This window comes from Glutamicibacter sp. HZAU (assembly GCF_004100365.1).
Taxonomy (GTDB): domain Bacteria; phylum Actinomycetota; class Actinomycetes; order Actinomycetales; family Micrococcaceae; genus Glutamicibacter; species Glutamicibacter nicotianae.
This window is the reverse complement of the sequence record NZ_SCKZ01000003.1, coordinates 419,680-435,647: the sequence shown is the minus strand read 5'-3', so window position 1 is coordinate 435,647 and position 15,968 is coordinate 419,680. Positions and strand designations below refer to the sequence as shown.

Sequence of the window (15,968 nt, the reverse complement as noted above, 5' to 3'; positions counted from 1 at the left end):
CCTTGGACGAATTCCAGCACGTTTACAACACCCAACGACCGCACCGGGCACTGAATCGAAACACGCCAGAACAGTGGTACCAGCGCACCCTCAAAGCACGCCCCAACCTCATAGATGTAACCCGTGATCGCGAGTTTCGCATCCGCTACGATCGCATCGACACGGACGGCAAAGTAACCCTGAGGCACGAAGGAAAACTGCACCATTTAGGGGTACGCAAAGTCCATCGCAGAAAGAAAGTCATGATGCTCATCGACACCGTCGAAGTCACCGTGCTGGATCTCGAGACCTCAGAAATCCTGAGCAGACATTTGATTGACGCGGAGCGAAACTACTGGCCGGATAAGCAGAAATCCCCCGGCCGGTGGCCGAGGGATTCCGATCAAAATTTGTAAAGTATGTCTCGACTCATCTGTCAACGATGTCTCGACTCTTCACATTGTGGAGGTAAGGGGATTCGAACCCCTGACCTTCTGCATGCCATGCAGACGCGCTACCAACTGCGCCATACCCCCAAAAGGATTGCTACCCTGATCAGGCAACTCCACAATCATAGATGACTACCTGATCAGGATGCAAATTGAGGGCTACTTCTGGTTTTCAGAGTTTTCCGCAGGCAGCTCGATGACTGGGCAGTCGGCCCAAAGGCGTTCAAGCGCGTAGAAGATGCGGTCTTCCTGGTGCTGGACGTGGACGACGACGTCGCCGTAGTCCAGCAGTACCCAGCGGCCCAGGCCGAAGCCTTCGCGGCGGATCGGGCGCATGCTGTACTTGTCGAGCACCTCGGCAACGATTTCGTCGACGATCGCGTTCACCTGAGGTTCTGACCCACCAGAAACAATCAAGAAAGCGTCGGTGACGCCCAGGCGGTCGGCAACATCCAGCGCGACCATGTTTTCTGCCAGCTTTTCGGAAGCCGCATGCGCGGCAACCTTCACGAGGGCGATTGATTCTGCGTGTGCTCCCATTGAGTGGAGTGTCTCCTTATAGAGGTGTAGATCGAGAACCTAATTGTCCTACGAAAACTAGTTGCCAAGCAACATGATCAGGCCAGCGACCAACGCGGCACCGCCCACACTGAGGGCGACGATCATCGCGATCAGCATGTTGTTGGCTCGGCGAAGACCGTGGGCCTGCACGTCAAGCGGCTGCAAGCCCTGCGCGTTGACCGCGTCGATGCGTGGCATGTCGACGCCAGCAGCTGGCTGCTCGGCCTGCGGCTCTGGCGCAGGCTTGGCCGCCGGTTTTGCAACGGGCTTGGCTGGGGCCTTGGGCGCAGGCTTGGCCGGCGCCTTCGACGCTGGCTTGGGAGCCGGCTTAGCCGGGGCCTTGGCCGCAGGCTTCGCTGGGGCTTTCGCCGCGGGCTTTGATGCTGGCTTGGCCATCGGCTTCTTGGCTGCTGGCGCCGCTTCGTCCTTCTTGGATCCTGCGGTGAAGTCCAGTGAGACGCTCTGCGTCTTCGGGCCCTGCACGCCGGTCTTTGCGATGCGGTCCTCGACCTCGCGGATGTTGCCCATGGCGCCGGTGAACGGGTCGGACGCCTGGTCGTCTTTGCCCTGGTTGGCGTTCTGCACGCGCAGGCGTTCGCGCTCCGCGGCACGGCGGGAAATGATGGCTGCGCGAGCGGCCATTTCACGCTGGTGGGCGAGAACCTCGAGATCGATCTCGGAGTCGTCCTCCCCCAGCAGGTTCGGATCAACCGGAGCCTTGGGCGCATGGGCGCGGCGTGCGGCCAACGCCTGCTCGACGCTCATGACGGTAGTCTCCGGGGCGTCGTCCTTGGCCGCAGGCTTCTTCGCGGCGGCGGGCTCCTGCTCCGCCTTGCCCTGATCAGCCAACGCCTGCAGGCGCAGCTGGCGGCGGGTCAGCGGCTTCGGCTCCTCGGCCGGGGCGACGGTTGGAATGTTGGTGGTCAGCGCGCCGACTTCTTCTTCAAGGCGGCGGCGCTCGCGCAATGCCTCGCGGTCGCGGGCACGGCGCAGCGATGCGCGCTCACCTAGTGGTTCTTCGGCCTGCGGTGCACCAGCCGGCTTGGCTGCGGGCTTGGCGCTGGGAGCCTTGGCCGGAGCGGGCTTTGCCGCTTGCGGCTTGGCCTGAGCGGCGTTGGCGGCTGGTGACTGCGGGACTGGCTTGGCCGCTTCCGGCTTGCCGCTTGCCTCCTTGGGAGCAGGCTTTGCAGCCGGCTCCTTGGCCGAAGCCGTTTTTGCTAGCTCTGCCTTGGGTTCCGGCTTGGCCTTTGGGGTCGCGTCGCTTTTCGCTGGCTTCGCCGAATCCTCGGCCTTGTCCTTCGACGCGAGTTCCTTGGCTTCCTGTTCGGCCTTGCTGCTGGCCAGCAATGCTTCCATCTCAGCACGTCGTTTTTCGCGCAGAGCTCGCCTGCTTGAAACCGGCTGCGAGTTATCGCTCATCCTGATACTTCTCCCGACCGCATAGACAAATACCGTCACCCTTACCTAGAGATTATGCCGTGTTACCCCACCCTATGTGAGGTTACGACTCGGTATACAGCCCATATTTTGCAATGTACTGCACCACACCGTCCGGCACCAGATACCAAACCGGCTTATCTGCGGCGACACGCTCCCGGCAATCGGTGGAGGAAATTGCCAATGCGGGAATCTCCAATTGCGAGACGTTGTCGCGGCCCAGATCCGCGATGACATAGCCAGGACGGCTCACGCCAACGAAGTGGGCGAGGTCGAAGACCTGGTCGATGTCGCGCCAGCTCATGATCTGGCTCATCGCGTCGGCACCGGTAATGAAGAACAGCTCCGCGTCCGGGCGCAGGGCACGCAGATCGAGCAGCGTGTCGCGCGTGTAGGTGGCGCCCTCTCGGTCGATGTCGACGCGGCTTACGGTGAAGCGCGGGTTCGACGCGGTGGCGATCACCGTCATCAGGTACCGGTGCTCGGCGCCAGTGACCTGGCGATCGGCCTTCTGCCATGGCTGGCCAGTGGGTACGAAAACAACCTCATCCAGGTCGTACTCGGCAGCTACCTCGCTGGCGGCTACCAAGTGGCCATTGTGGATGGGGTCAAAAGTACCGCCCATCACGCCGAGGCGCAATGGGCGGTCTTGAGGCTTGTGCTCTGCCAAGACTAGTGGCTATGCGGTACGTGAGTCTTGAACTGGCGGTGGGTGTCCTCTGGCTCAGGCTTGGCTTCGTGGCGGTTGCCTACGTTGGTGTAGGACACGGTGATCAACAGCAGGATCATCAGTGCTGCGAAGATGCCACCACCGATGATCACAGCGAAAGTGTGAGGGTCCATGCCGGTGGAAGCGGCTTCGGAAGCCAAAATCAGCGCGTTCAAGATAATTCTCCAGTCGTTTTCACGAGCCCGCTGCGCCACCAGCCTGGGCGGATGGAGCAGCGGCTCGAAAAGTAACGGTACGTTTCTTCTACATCGTACCGAAAAGGGCGGTCAGAAACTATTTCCGGATATGTCCGTCGCCTTGGACGATCCACTTGGTCGTGGTCAGCTCGGCCAGGCCCATCGGGCCGCGGGCGTGCATCTTCTGGGTCGAGATGCCCACTTCGGCGCCCAGGCCAAGCTGACCGCCGTCGGTGAACCGGGTGGAGGCGTTGACGATCACGGCGGCCGAGTCGATCTCCGCGACGAACTGCTCGGAGGCGGCCAGCGAGGAGGTGACAATCGCCTCGGTGTGGCCGGTGGAGTAGGCGCGGATGTGCTCCAGGGCCTGGTCCATGCCGTCGACGACCTTCACCGCGATGTCCAGATCCAGGTACTCGTTGCCCCAGTCCTCCTCCCCCGCGTCGATGGTCTGCAGCTGCGGAACCAGTGCGGCGGCACGATCGTCCGTGTGCAATCTCACGCCGGCAGCGGACAGGGCCTGCAGCACTGCCGGGGCGGCTACCGCGTCCTTGTGGACCAGCAGGGTTTCCACGGTGTTGCAGACGCTGGGACGGTGGGTCTTCGCGTTGAGCAGGATGTCCACCGCCATTTCCTCGTCGGCGCTCGCGTCGAGGAAGATATGCACATTGCCCTCGCCGGTTTCGATCACCGGCACCTTGGCGGTGGTGACCACGCGCTGAATCAGCTCGCGGCCGCCGCGCGGGATGAGCACGTCGATCTTCCCGCGGGCGCCCATCATGGCGTCGGCGCCGGCACGGCCGAACTCGTCGACCGAGATCACGATGTCGCGCGGCAGGGAGACGGACTCCAGCGCATCGCGGATCACCGCAACCAGCGCCTGGTTGGAGTTCAGCGCGGCCGAGCCGCCACGCAGCAGCACGGCATTGCCGCTCTTCAACGCCAGGCCGGCAATGTCCACGGTGACGTTGGGACGGGCTTCGTAGATTGTGCCGATGACGCCCAGCGGCACATTGACCTGGCGCATGCGCAGGCCGTTGGGCAGGGTTTCGCCGCGCACCACGCGGCCTACCGGGTCGGGCAGCCCGGCGAGCTCATGCAGCGCGGCGATCAGGCCGTCGATGCGCGGCCCATCGAGCTTCAGCCGGTCAAGCAGGGCTTCGGAGGTGCCATTGGCGCGGCCCGAGGCCAAGTCCTGCTCGTTGGCGCGCAGGATCATCGAGCGGTTCTCGTCGATGCGCGCGGCCATGGCGGCCAGGGCGCGGTCTTTCCAGTCGCGGTTGGCGCGCTTGAGGATCCGCGAGGCGCGGCGTGCGCGATCGGCCAGCTGATGGACCGAGGTGGTGACGTCGGTGGTCGTTGCTTCGGTGTTTACGGCGTCCATACTCATGCTCCTCATTCTAGAAAATGGGTTCGATCAAAGCCAGATCATCGACATGCACTACCGACCTGTCGTAACCTGCGCCCATTTCTTCCACCAGTTCCGTGGTGCTGTGACCCAGCATGTCGGGCAGTTCGTGGGAGCCGAAATTCACCAGCCCGCGGGCGAAAGGCGTCCCATCGGCATCGCAGATTTCGACGACATCGCCGGCTTCGAATTCCCCGCGCACGGCGGTGATGCCGGCGGCCAGCAGCGAGTTGGTGCCGCTGGCGATGGCCTTGACCGCGCCGGCGTCCAGGATCAGCTTGCCTTCGATGTTGGCCAGGTAGGCCAACCAGACGTCGCGGGCCGAACGGCGGGAGTTACGGGCCGCGAACCAGGTGCCCACGTCCTCTCCGCGCAGCGCCTTGGCCGCATTGTCGGTGCTGGTCACCAGCGTGGGGATGCCTGCCGAGGAGCTGAGGGTCGCGGCGTCGACCTTGGTGATCATGCCGCCGGTGCCCACCCCGGCCGCACCCGGGGTGCCCAGATCCACGGCTTCGAGCTCATCGGGGTGCTCGATGGTGGTGATCCGGCTGCCGCCGTCGTCCGGGTGCGCGTCGTAAACGGAGTCCACGTCCGAGAAGAGCAGCAGCGCGTCGGCCTTGACCAGGTGGGCCACCAGCGAGGCGAGCCGGTCGTTGTCGCCGAAGCGGATTTCGCGGGTGGCTACCGCGTCATTTTCGTTCACGATGGGCAGCACGCCCAGGTTCAGCAGGCGAACCAGGGAACGCAGCGCGTTGGTGTAGGAGGAGCGGCGCATCAGGTCATCGGCGGTCAGCAGCACCTGGCCCACGCGCTGGTCGTACTCGTCGAACAGCTGGGTGTACTGCGCCAGCAGCAGGCCCTGGCCGACGGCCGCGGCGGCCTGCTGGGTGGCAAGGTCCTTGGGACGCTTGGCCAACCCGAGCGGGGCCAGGCCGGCGGCGATGGCGCCGGAGGAAACGAGAATGACCTCGGTACCGTTGCGCAAGGTTTCAGCGAGCGTGTCCACCAGGAACTTCAGCCGTTCGTGCGATATCCCGCCGCTGACCGTGGTCAACGAGCTGGATCCGACTTTGATGACCAGCCGCTTGGCTTGCGGCAGCTGGTGGGGCGAGGTAATGGCTGAAATTGTCTTGGTGGCGCTTTCACTCATACTTTAATTTTCCTCCTGGTTTGCCTTTGGTTCAGCAGTTTTGCGTCCGTACTTGGCGTCCACGGATTCGGTCCAGATGCCGGCCTTGCGTTCGGCTTCCAGCTCGGCGCGGGCGGCCGCCTTGGCGGCCTTGCGCTCCTCGTGCTCGGCACGCTTCTCCTCGCGGGTCTTGCGGTCGCCGCGGTCCTCGAGGCGGATATCCTCGCCGCGCCGGCTGCCGCCGAGCAGTTCGGCACCGGCAGCCATGGTCGGCTCCCAGTCGAAGACCACTGCGTCGTCCTCTGCACCGATGACCACCGCGTCGCCCGGCTTGGCGCCGGACTTGAACAGCTGGGTCTCGACGCCCAGCTTGGCCAGGCGGTCGGCCAGGTAGCCTACGGCTTCATCGTTGCGGAAGTCGGTCTGCATGATCCAGCGTTCCGGCTTCTCGCCAATCACCCGCCACATCGGCTCAAGGTTCTGCTCCTCGCGGCGGATGGTGAATTCGACGCGCTTGGCTGCGCGCGGACGGATCACAGGCACCTCGACGACAGGGGCTTCAACCACCTGTTCGGCACGGGCCTGCTCTACCAATTCAGCCATAGCGAAGGACAGATCGCGTAATCCGTTACGCGAGAGCGCGGAGATCTCGAAGACGCGGTAGCCGCGCTTCTCCAATTCCGGGCGAACGAATTCGGCCATGTCAGCGCCGTCCGGCATGTCGACCTTGTTCAGCGCGATCAGCTTCGGGCGGTCGATCAGCGGCACGATGGTGCCATCGGTGCCGGCGAAGGTGGAATCGGCCTCGTAGTTGGCCAGCTCCGACTCGATGATCTCCAGGTCGCTGATCGGGTCGCGGTCCGATTCCAGCGAGGCGCAGTCCAGCACGTGCACGATCGCCGCGCAGCGCTCGACGTGGCGCAGGAACTCGTGGCCCAGCCCCTTGCCTTCGGAAGCGCCCGGGATCAGGCCGGGCACGTCGGCGACGGTGAAGCGGGTTTCGCCGGCTTCGACCACACCCAGGTTGGGCACCAGCGTGGTGAATGGGTAGTCGGCGATCTTCGGGCGCGCCGCGGACAGGGCGGCGATCAGCGAGGACTTGCCGGCCGAGGGGTAGCCCACGAGGGCGATATCGGCCATGGACTTCAGTTCCAGGACGATGTCCTGGCTGGTGCCAGGGATGCCCAGCAATGCGAAGCCCGGGGCCTTGCGCTTATCCGAGGCGATGGCTGCGTTGCCCAAGCCGCCCATGCCGCCGATGGCTGCGATGTATTCGTCGCCCGGATTGACCAGGTCGCCGAGGATGTCGCCGTCCTTGGTCTTGATGACGGTGCCGGCAGGTACGCCGAGGACCAGGTCCTCGCCGCTCTTGCCCGGGTGCAGGCTGCCCTTGCCCGGTTCTCCGTTGCCGGCCTTGCGGTGCGGCAGGTGGTGGAAGTCCAGCAGCGTGGTGACCTGGGGGTCGACGCGCAGGATGATGTCTCCGCCCTTGCCTCCGTTGCCGCCGTCGGGACCGCCAAGCGGCTTGAACTTCTCACGCTTGATGGACACACAACCGTGGCCACCATTACCTGCGGTGACATGAAGGGTTACGCGATCAACGAATGCAGCCACGGGGCCATCTACTCCTAGTACGGGGGTGCGAGGGATACTCGCTTAAAAGTCTAACTATGCACGCAAGGGGCGGACCGAAATCGGCCCACCCCTTGTGTACTAAAAAATTTGCCTGATGCCTGAATTAGGCAGCAGCCACAATGTTCACCACGCGGCGACCACGACGGGTGCCGAACTCGACTGCGCCAGCAGCCAATGCGAACAGGGTGTCATCCTTGCCACGGCCTACGCCGGCGCCTGGGTGGAAGTGGGTGCCACGCTGGCGAACGATGATTTCGCCTGCCTTGACTTCCTGACCACCGTAGCGCTTTACGCCTAGGTACTGTGCGTTGGAATCGCGACCGTTGCGAGTGGAACTCGCACCTTTCTTATGTGCCATGCCTTTTAGCCTCTTTCGCTACAAAAAATGGATTCTACGATTGCCTGAATTAGGCGATCGAGGTGACCTTGACCTTGGTCAGAGCGGCACGGAAGCCCTGGCGCTTCTTGTAACCGGTCTTGTTCTTGTACTTCTGGATAACGATCTTCTCGCCGCGAAGGTTTTCTACAACCTCAGCGGTGACCTTGACCTTAGCCAGATCGGCAGCTGCGGAAGTTACCTTCTCGCCATCTACCAACAGCAAAGCTGGAAGCTCGATGGAGCTGCCTGGGGCAGCCTGAAGACGGTCAACGGTGATGAGGTCTCCTACGGAAACCTTCTCCTGGTGGCCGCCTGCGCGGACAATTGCGTACACCACGTGGGTACTCACTTCTACTCGACGTTTATTGTCTTACCGGCGCAGATATCGACCCGAACACCCACATAGTGGATGCGATCCGGGGATCTCATGCGCTTGTGCCTTGACGCCGAGCGGACCAAAAGTCCGTGATCTTGGCGTTTAGCACCGATCAACTAGATTACGCTAGTCCCCGCCACTGGAGCAAATACAAACTGCCCCAGCGTGGGAAGCGTGATCAAGTTCATCTATTTCAGTTCGCGTACCGGAACACCCACACCGAGCATGACCGGTTGCCCGGCAGACTCAGCTGGTTTTTCCTTCTTCGAACCGGAGGCATCCATCTGGACTACCGAACCGGTAGCGGCGGATACCTCTGCCACGAGGACCTCTGCCGTCGCATCGCCCTGGACCGAGGTGGCCCGACGACTGCGGCGCTTTGGCTTCGTGGAAATCTGCGGGGTTGCCGTGGCGGCAGCCGGAGCGGAAGCAGGTGCAGTTGCAGCGGCAGGAGCACTGGCAGCTGGCATGGCCAGGCCGGTAAGCACCGGCTGGTCCTGCTGCGCCGACTCCTGCGGACGCGATGCACGGCGCGAACGCTTGCGAGGCTGCTCTTCGGACTTCGGGGCAGCAACAGGTCCAGGAGCAGCTTGCTGTTCCTGGCTGGCCTGTGCGTCCTCGTTGGTCGAAGCGCTTTCCTCGGCCTGGTTGCGGTTGCGTCCGCGGGAGCGCGAACGGCGGCGCGGCTTGCGGCTGCCATCGTGCTCTTCGCTGGACTCTTCCTTGCCAGGCAAGGCGGCTTCCAGGGCCTCCAGGGTCACCGAAGCCTCGGCGGCCTGCGCAGGGGCCGCGGACTTGGCCACGGGAATCTGCTCGCCCTCGATGCTCACTGCGTTTTCAGCAGGGCCGTCAAGGTGCGAGGCGGCGGCAATATTGGCCAGGGCGTTGCGCGTGGCTTCGTCCTTCTCCCCTGCTGCCTGGTCCTGCTTCTCAACCGGCTTCTGCTCGTCCTTCTCGCCGCCGCGACGGCGGCGGGAATTGCGGCTTGGCTTGTCGTTGAACTTCTTGCCATGCGCTTCGCCATGCGAGTTGAAGGACTTGCGCGATTCGACCGGCTCGTCGTGGGTGATGACGCCAGCACCAGCGCAGTGCTCGCACTCTTCGCCGAAGACTTCGAGCAGTCCGGTGCCCATGCGCTTGCGGGTCATCTGCACCAGGCCCAGCGAGGTCACTTCGGCCACCTGGTGCTTGGTCCGGTCGCGGCCCAGGCACTCGACCAGGCGGCGCAGCACCAGGTCGCGGTTCGACTCAAGCACCATGTCGATGAAGTCGATGACGATGATGCCGCCGATGTCGCGCAGGCGCAGCTGGCGCACGACTTCCTCGGCCGCTTCCAAGTTGTTCTTGGTCACGGTCTCTTCGAGGTTGCCACCCGAACCGGTGAACTTGCCGGTGTTGACGTCGATGACAGTCATCGCCTCGGTGCGGTCGATGACCAGCGAGCCGCCCGAAGGCAGGAAGACCTTGCGGTCCAGTGCCTTGGCGATCTGCTCGTCCACGCGGAAATTGGCGAAGATGTCCTCTTCGGCTTCCCACTTCTCCAGGCGTCCCATCAGGTCCGGGGCCACGTACATGACATAGGCCTCGATGGTGTCCCAGGCGTGCTCGCCCGAGACGATCAGCTTGGTGAAGTCCTCGTTGAAGACGTCGCGGACTACCTTGATGGTCAGGTCCGGTTCCGAGTACAGCAGTTCCGGAGCCAGGGTCTTGGTGGAGTTCGCCTGTTCCTCGATGCCTTCCCACTGCGCGCGCAGCCGGTTGATATCGTTGGTCAGCTCCTCCTCGGAGGCGCCTTCGGCGGCGGTGCGCACGATGACGCCAGCGTTTTCCGGCAGGTGGTCCTTGAGGATCTTCTTCAGGCGCTGGCGCTCAACATCGGGCAGCTTGCGCGAGATGCCGGTCATCGAACCGCCCGGCACGTAGACCAGGTAGCGGCCCGGCAGCGAGATCTGGCTGGTCAGGCGGGCACCCTTGTGGCCAACCGGGTCCTTGGTGACCTGGACAAGGACCGAGTCGCCGGCCTTCAATGCGTTCTCGATGCGGCGTGGCGCGCCTTCGAGCGCTGCCACATCCCAGTTGACTTCGCCTGCGTACAGCACGGCGTTGCGGCCGCGTCCGATATCCACGAAAGCGGCTTCCATGGAGGGCAGCACATTCTGCACCTTGCCGACGTACACGTTGCCGATCAGCGAATCCTGCTGGGTCTTGGAGACGAAGTGCTCTGCAAGCACGCCGTCTTCGAGCACGCCGATCTGGATGCGGTCTTCGCGCTGGCGCACGATCATCTTGCGCTCGACGGACTCGCGGCGGGCCAGGAACTCGGCCTCGGTGATCACCTGGCGGCGGCGTCCGGTTTCGCGCGATTCGCGGCGGCGCTGGCGCTTGGCTTCCAGGCGGGTGGAACCGCGCACCGAGGCGACCTTGTTGTTGACCGAGCTGTGGCTCTCGATGCTTCCACGCGGAGCACGTACGCGGGTGACGGTGTTCGGCGGATCATCCTGCGAGCCGCCTTCGAGCTCCAGGTCCACGTCGCCACGGCGACGGCGGCGACGGCGACGCGAGGTCACGTCGTCGGAATCGGCGTCTTCAGCGGAATTCGAGGCAGCGGCGCGGCGGGCAGGTTCCTGCTTCTTCGCGACGGCTGCGGCCAGCACAGCCTGGGCGGTTTCCGGCACGGCAAACGGATTGAGGATCATGCTACTACCGTGTTCGGCCAGCAGCATGCCGGTCTGGTCAACGTCGTTCGCCTCTTCCACCGGGGCAGCTTCCTGCTCGGCGGCTTCAGCTGCTTCGGCGTTCTGCGCCTGTGCGTCTTCATGCTTGGCTGCGGCAAGCTCGACGGCCGCGTCATTGGCGGTATCGCGTGCCGCCTGGGCACGGCGTTCTGCTTGGCGGCTGGCCCGCTTGGTGGAATCAGGCGTGGAAACCTGGGTGCGGCGGGTGGCCCGCCAGCGGTATGGGCTTTCCTCGACACCGGCAGCGGCATTGAGTTCGGCCAAGGTCATGGCGCGACGCAGTGGCCGCGCAGGCGTGGTTGAAACACTGGTACGGCGGGCTCGAGTTGAACGGTTGCCCCGCTTATTACCTTGCGCTCCACCCTTTCGTTGATTTGCTGCGCTCATTTAAATTCGCGTACTCCTACTATGTCCCGCTTCGGCATCCTCCACAGACGGCGCCGTCGCTGAAACTACAATCATCACGTGTCGCTTGGCCTACCTGACTTCCAGAAGGCCGGACACAAAAGCTCGCTATTTTCCGCGGGTTCAACGCAGGTCCAAAATTCTGAACCATGCGCAAATCCTGCGGATCAACGTGGCCTAAGAAAACCGGCTGCTTTCCTTTGCAGCCCTACGATCCGCGGTATTCCCTCGGGAGGCGCACATATTGGGCACTCAACCGAAGCGATGCATCGCCTGTCGATCTGTCGTTTCAAAAGTCTGTCGTCGGGTTGAAAGCAGACTGTGGATCCGCGAACAACCATTTACATTCTCTCATATTTCGTTCACGCCTTGTTCATTGCTTCTCACCTGTTGCACAGAAACGCTTCCTAGGATGAAAAAGCCCACGGCGGAATTACCCGCTTTCCTATGAACTTATGGAATAGTCAAAACATGGTTTCATCACTAGAAAATAGCCGCGGCTCGGGCGTGTTGCCCTGGTGGGCTAAGGAACGCGGCTTCGGCCTGTTCATCATCGTTACCGGGTTGGTCTCTTGGCTCGCCGCCGGAATCCTGGTTCTGGAACGCTTGGAGCTCTACAAGAACCCCGACTACATCACCAGTTGCGATGTTAATCCCTGGATCTCTTGTGGCACCGTGATGAAATCCGAGCAAGCAGGCATTTTCGGTTTCCCCAACCCCTTTTTCGGGATTGTCTGTTTCGCAGTGGTAATCACGATCGGCTTCGCCCTGCTTGCCGGCGCAAGCAACCTGAAGCGCTGGTTCTGGCTGTGCTTCCAGCTGGGCGTGACGGCGGCCATGGGGTTGGTGATCTGGTTCTGGTCCCAGGCCCTCTACGAAATCAATGCACTGTGCCCATACTGCATGGTCGTCTGGGTCATGACGATTCCATTGTTCGTCTTCACTACCGCACGCAATGTGCTCACCGGCGTGATTCCCGCAGGCCCCGGCGTGAAGAAGTTCTTCAGCGAGTGGAGCTGGATCATCACCGCTATCATCTGGGTGCTCCTCGCCGCATCGGTCGTCCTGCGTTTCCCGCACGCCTTCTTCGGCTAGAACAACTCCAGATCTCCTCACGTACCTGCGGGGCCGCCACTTCCGGTGACGGCCCCGCAGTGCTGTTCCCGGCACTCCGCCCCACCCCGCCGGCCATATAGGTCATGTCCAGACCTTGTACCACTTTTTGTTGCCCCCCGACGCGCCAATGCGCAAAGGAATCCCAATTCCCGCTGCGACTAGCGCTTATAGGACACATGGCGGCACCTGCACGGCTTCGCCAACAACGATTTTCCGGGCGCCGCTCAGCTAGACCCGGTAGATTGGATGCATGGCAAGTGACATATGGAACACAGAAAATGCCCAAGACTACGGAATTAATCTGCTAATTTCCGAACACATACGGCTGCGTGAACTGCAAGAGGAAGATCTTGCATTCCTCACCCAATGGTGGAACAGTCCGGAGTTCATGGCCCTGCAAGGCAACCTGGTACTTCCCCACCCGGTCACCGAGGCCGCAGAACTCTTCAAGTCCCGGAGCATCAACCGGGGCACCACCGACGGCGTTGGACTGTCGATCACGCTTCCCGACGATACGCTGATTGGGCACACAGCATTGTACGAATACAACGCTCCAGCGCGTTCTGCCGAGCTGATGATCATGATCGGCGGATCCAATGTTGGCCAAGGCTACGGCACAATGGCCATCAAGATGATCATCGATTACGGCTTCCGCGAAATGGGGTTGAACCGCATCGGCCTGAACGTCTGGGCATACAACGAGCGCGCGCTACGCACCTTCAACCGCGCAGGATTCCGTGAAGAGGGCAGGGTGCGCCAAGCCGGATTCCACGACGGCTCGTTCCACGACAAGATCATCATGGGGCTGCTGGCCAAGGAATACTTCAGCGCCAAATAGCCCGGAGAGGCAGCGAACAAGATTTGAAAGCAACGGGGCCGCGCAGCGCGCGGCACCGTTGCTTTGCATGAGCTTGCCTCCAGAGCGCTTGTAAAATCAGCCAATAGTTGTAGGAATCTTCGGCTTAATGGTGCAGAAGCAGGTTCTATTGGCCTAGCCAACACTAAATAATCAGTCTTGCGGTGTTGCCCCGGAACCTTGTCAAGTCGTTAGCCTATTGTTAGAGCTATCAGAACCAGCTACAAGGAGCGACTATGGCTTTTTTCCGTAAGGTCAGGCTCGCCGCGTTGTCGAAGAACCAGTCTCAAGATGACAAGCCGACACCTGCCGAGCACCACCGCGTTCCGGCCAAGGACGCCAAACCAGAATTCACTGTCACCAGCTTGTGGACCGACTTGCTAGGCCGACTGGGCATCCGCAGCGCGCAGCTATTGATCGTTGGCGCTCTGGCAACATTCCTCATCATCGGCATGCTCCGCTTGACCATGATCGTGATCCCGACTCTGCTGGCCGTCATCATTTCCTGCGCGCTATGGCCACTTGTCGTCAAACTGCGCAAAATCGTTTCACCGATGCTGGCAGCATGGATCGTATTCCTCGGTTCGCTCTTGATCCTAGGAGGCATCGGCACCGGCCTGGTCTTCTCGGTCATCAGGGAGTGGCCAAAGCTCGTTGACCAAGCTGTCGAGGGTTTCAACCAGCTCAATGAGATGGTCCGGGGCTTCATCGGCACGATGCCGTTCAACATCGACCAGAGCCAGATCGACAGCGTCGTTGAAACAATCACCGGATTCTTGACCAGTTCCCAGTTTGGCACCGGTGCATTGAACACGCTGAGCGCCGCCGGCAGCTTCGTCACTGGCTTGATCCTGCTTCTGGTGATCCTGTTCTTCTTCCTGAAGGACGGAGACAAGATCTGGGCCTTTGCCGTGTCGTGGACTCCACGCCACTACCGCAACAAGTGGATTCTCTCCGGCGATCGGGCCCTGCGCACCTTCGGCGGCTACATCCGCGGTACTGCCACCGTGGCCGCAGTAGATGCCTTGGGCATCACCGCAACATTGCTGATCGTGCAGGTCCCCTTGGCCATCCCGCTAGGTGTCATCGTCTTCCTCGGATCCTTCGTCCCGATGGTCGGTGCTACGGTTGCCGGTATCCTGGCCACGCTGATCGCGCTGGTGACCAACGGTCCAGTGATTGCGCTAATCGTGCTTGCCGCGGTGATCTTGGTGAATCAGCTGGAGGGCAACTTCCTCCAGCCGGTCGTCATGGCCAATGCCCTGAGCCTGCATGCGCTGGTCGTCTTGATGGCGCTGACCGCTGGCACTGTCCTGGCTGGCATCGTTGGCGCCGTCCTGGCGGTGCCGCTGGTTGCGGCAGCGTGGGCGGTGATCAAGGTGTGGACCGGGCGCGACAAGTCGGATGCGGTGGCTGAAGCCAGTGAAGACATCAAGTCCGAAGTTGAAATCAGCGAAGAGGACGCGGCTATCGAAAAGCTCGAAGCCAAGGAGAAGCACAGGGAACAGCACATGGAATCCCCTCAGGATTCTGCGTAATTGTCGCCAGTGGGGGCGCTCCTGCATTGCAGGGGCGCCCCTTTCTTACGCCACTTAATGCTGTCGTTCGAATTATTTCCAAATAATTCTCAAGGCGTTCACGCACCCTCCCAGCCCTGAATTTCCAGGGTTTTCACCATGCGAGCAGAGCGTGGATGGCTAATCCCGCGTTGCCGTGCGTGTTGTTTCTGTGTTTAATGTGACTGAAGTGATGGAAGTGGAGCGACGCGGGATGCGCAAGCACCTTGAGAAGTCTTGCTGCATGTCTTCGTTTTCCCCAACAGGGAGAATCCCGCGCCATGCTTCGCCCGCAATCAATGCGCTAACGCGTGCTGAAGACTGGGAGGTATCCACGTGCTGGAATCCAGCAATGACGAAGCAGATAAGTATTTTTCGCTGACCGTCGGCCCGATCGCCGACCGCCACCAGGTGGTCAGGATCGGTGCCGCGGAGCAGCTGCCACTGGACTCGGCCGCGCAGGCGTCCGGAAGTTCGGTGCAGCAACCGTCCGCGCTCGCCCAGGACAGTTTGGATGACTGGTTCTAGGTTCCGCTTTCGGGGATCAAAAGTCCCGGCAGCCCATGGTTGCCGGGATTTTTGCGTATCAGCTTACTTGCCGAACCAGATGCCGATCTCGCGCTCTGCGGACTCAACGGAGTCCGAGCCGTGGACCAGGTTCTGCTGGACTTTCAGGCCCCAGTCGCGGCCGAAGTCGCCACGGATGGTGCCTGGGGCTGCGGTGGTCGGGTCGGTGGTGCCGGCCAGCGAACGGAAGCCTGCAATGACGCTCTGGCCTTCAGCCACGATCGCCACCACTGGACCGGAGAGCATGAACTCCACCAGCGGCTCGTAGAACGGCTTGCCTTCGTGCTCTGCATAGTGCTCGGCGAGCAGCTCGCGAGTAGCTTCCAGCTGCTGCAGCTTGGCAATGGTGTAGCCCTTGGCCTCGATGCGGGCAAGGATCTGTCCGGTCAGGCCGCGCTTGACGCCATCTGGCTTGACCAGGATCAGGGTACGTTCAGTCATGTGACTACCTCTTCGTATCGTTGATGTACTTCT

Annotated in this window: 15 protein-coding genes, 1 tRNA gene and 1 pseudogene; 5 read left to right on the top strand and 12 right to left on the bottom strand. The window is 62.0% G+C overall.

All coding sequences use genetic code 11. The annotated features are described in order from the left end of the window. Positions 1–395 (top strand): annotated as a pseudogene (locus EKH49_RS16540) (IS481 family transposase); the annotation flags it as partial. A gap of 47 nt (positions 396–442) precedes the next feature. On the opposite strand, the gene EKH49_RS06730 reads toward EKH49_RS16540, so the two are convergent. From EKH49_RS06730 to EKH49_RS06680, 11 genes are all read right to left on the bottom strand, one after another. Next, positions 443–515: transfer RNA gene (locus tag EKH49_RS06730), tRNA-Ala, on the bottom strand. A gap of 72 nt (positions 516–587) precedes the next feature. After that, complete coding sequence (gene rsfS / locus EKH49_RS06725; protein WP_038990849.1) at positions 588–968, bottom strand: ribosome silencing factor; 381 nt, start codon at positions 966–968, stop codon at positions 588–590. Between the two features lie 57 nt (positions 969–1,025). Further along, the gene (locus tag EKH49_RS16535; RefSeq protein WP_161567465.1) at positions 1,026–2,408 is read right to left on the bottom strand and encodes a hypothetical protein; all 1,383 of its coding nucleotides are present in this window, start codon (positions 2,406–2,408) and stop codon (positions 1,026–1,028) included. A gap of 82 nt (positions 2,409–2,490) precedes the next feature. Beyond that, complete coding sequence (gene nadD / locus EKH49_RS06715) at positions 2,491–3,096, bottom strand: nicotinate-nucleotide adenylyltransferase (RefSeq protein ID WP_128470206.1); 606 nt, start codon at positions 3,094–3,096, stop codon at positions 2,491–2,493. 2 nt (positions 3,097–3,098) lie between these two features. Further along, positions 3,099–3,311: a hypothetical protein gene (locus tag EKH49_RS06710; RefSeq protein WP_128470205.1), complete on the bottom strand. Its 213-nt coding sequence runs from the start codon at positions 3,309–3,311 to the stop codon at positions 3,099–3,101. 118 nt (positions 3,312–3,429) lie between these two features. Then, entirely contained in the window at positions 3,430–4,716 is a 1,287-nt protein-coding gene (locus EKH49_RS06705; RefSeq protein WP_128470225.1) for a glutamate-5-semialdehyde dehydrogenase, read from the bottom strand. 16 nt (positions 4,717–4,732) lie between these two features. Beyond that, entirely contained in the window at positions 4,733–5,890 is a 1,158-nt protein-coding gene (gene proB, locus EKH49_RS06700; RefSeq protein ID WP_128470204.1) for a glutamate 5-kinase, read from the bottom strand. A 3-nt stretch (positions 5,891–5,893) separates the two neighbouring features. Further along, positions 5,894–7,483 (bottom strand): GTPase ObgE, encoded by a 1,590-nt coding sequence (gene obgE / locus EKH49_RS06695; protein WP_128470203.1) that lies wholly within the window; start codon positions 7,481–7,483, stop codon positions 5,894–5,896. Positions 7,484–7,607: 124 nt separating this feature from the next. Further along, positions 7,608–7,862 carry a 50S ribosomal protein L27 gene (gene rpmA, locus EKH49_RS06690; protein WP_013349162.1) on the bottom strand — a complete coding sequence of 85 codons (255 nt, stop codon included), beginning with the start codon at positions 7,860–7,862 and terminating at the stop codon, positions 7,608–7,610. Positions 7,863–7,911: 49 nt separating this feature from the next. Further along, positions 7,912–8,220, bottom strand: a complete 309-nt coding sequence (gene rplU, locus EKH49_RS06685; RefSeq protein ID WP_022875304.1) for a 50S ribosomal protein L21 — start codon at positions 8,218–8,220, stop codon at positions 7,912–7,914. Positions 8,221–8,447: 227 nt separating this feature from the next. Continuing rightward, on the bottom strand, positions 8,448–11,264 hold the full coding sequence (locus EKH49_RS06680; RefSeq protein ID WP_128470202.1) for an Rne/Rng family ribonuclease: 2,817 nt from the start codon (positions 11,262–11,264) through the stop codon (positions 8,448–8,450). 606 nt (positions 11,265–11,870) lie between these two features. Here EKH49_RS06680 and EKH49_RS06675 point away from each other — a divergent pair. The 4 genes from EKH49_RS06675 to EKH49_RS06660 all read left to right on the top strand — a co-directional run bounded on the left by EKH49_RS06675 (position 11,871) and on the right by EKH49_RS06660 (position 15,455). Then, positions 11,871–12,494, top strand: coding sequence for a vitamin K epoxide reductase family protein (locus EKH49_RS06675; protein WP_038990843.1), 624 nt, complete (start codon positions 11,871–11,873; stop codon positions 12,492–12,494). A gap of 271 nt (positions 12,495–12,765) precedes the next feature. Next, positions 12,766–13,353, top strand: a complete 588-nt coding sequence (locus EKH49_RS06670) for a GNAT family N-acetyltransferase (RefSeq protein ID WP_073706135.1) — start codon at positions 12,766–12,768, stop codon at positions 13,351–13,353. Between the two features lie 254 nt (positions 13,354–13,607). Then, positions 13,608–14,909, top strand: coding sequence for an AI-2E family transporter (locus tag EKH49_RS06665; protein ID WP_128470201.1), 1,302 nt, complete (start codon positions 13,608–13,610; stop codon positions 14,907–14,909). Positions 14,910–15,263: 354 nt separating this feature from the next. Further along, the gene (locus tag EKH49_RS06660) at positions 15,264–15,455 is read left to right on the top strand and encodes a hypothetical protein (protein ID WP_066138602.1); all 192 of its coding nucleotides are present in this window, start codon (positions 15,264–15,266) and stop codon (positions 15,453–15,455) included. A 63-nt stretch (positions 15,456–15,518) separates the two neighbouring features. Here the strand turns inward: EKH49_RS06660 and ndk are convergent, their stop codons facing one another. Continuing rightward, entirely contained in the window at positions 15,519–15,935 is a 417-nt protein-coding gene (gene ndk / locus EKH49_RS06655; RefSeq protein ID WP_038990838.1) for a nucleoside-diphosphate kinase, read from the bottom strand. Positions 15,936–15,968 lie beyond the last annotated feature (33 nt).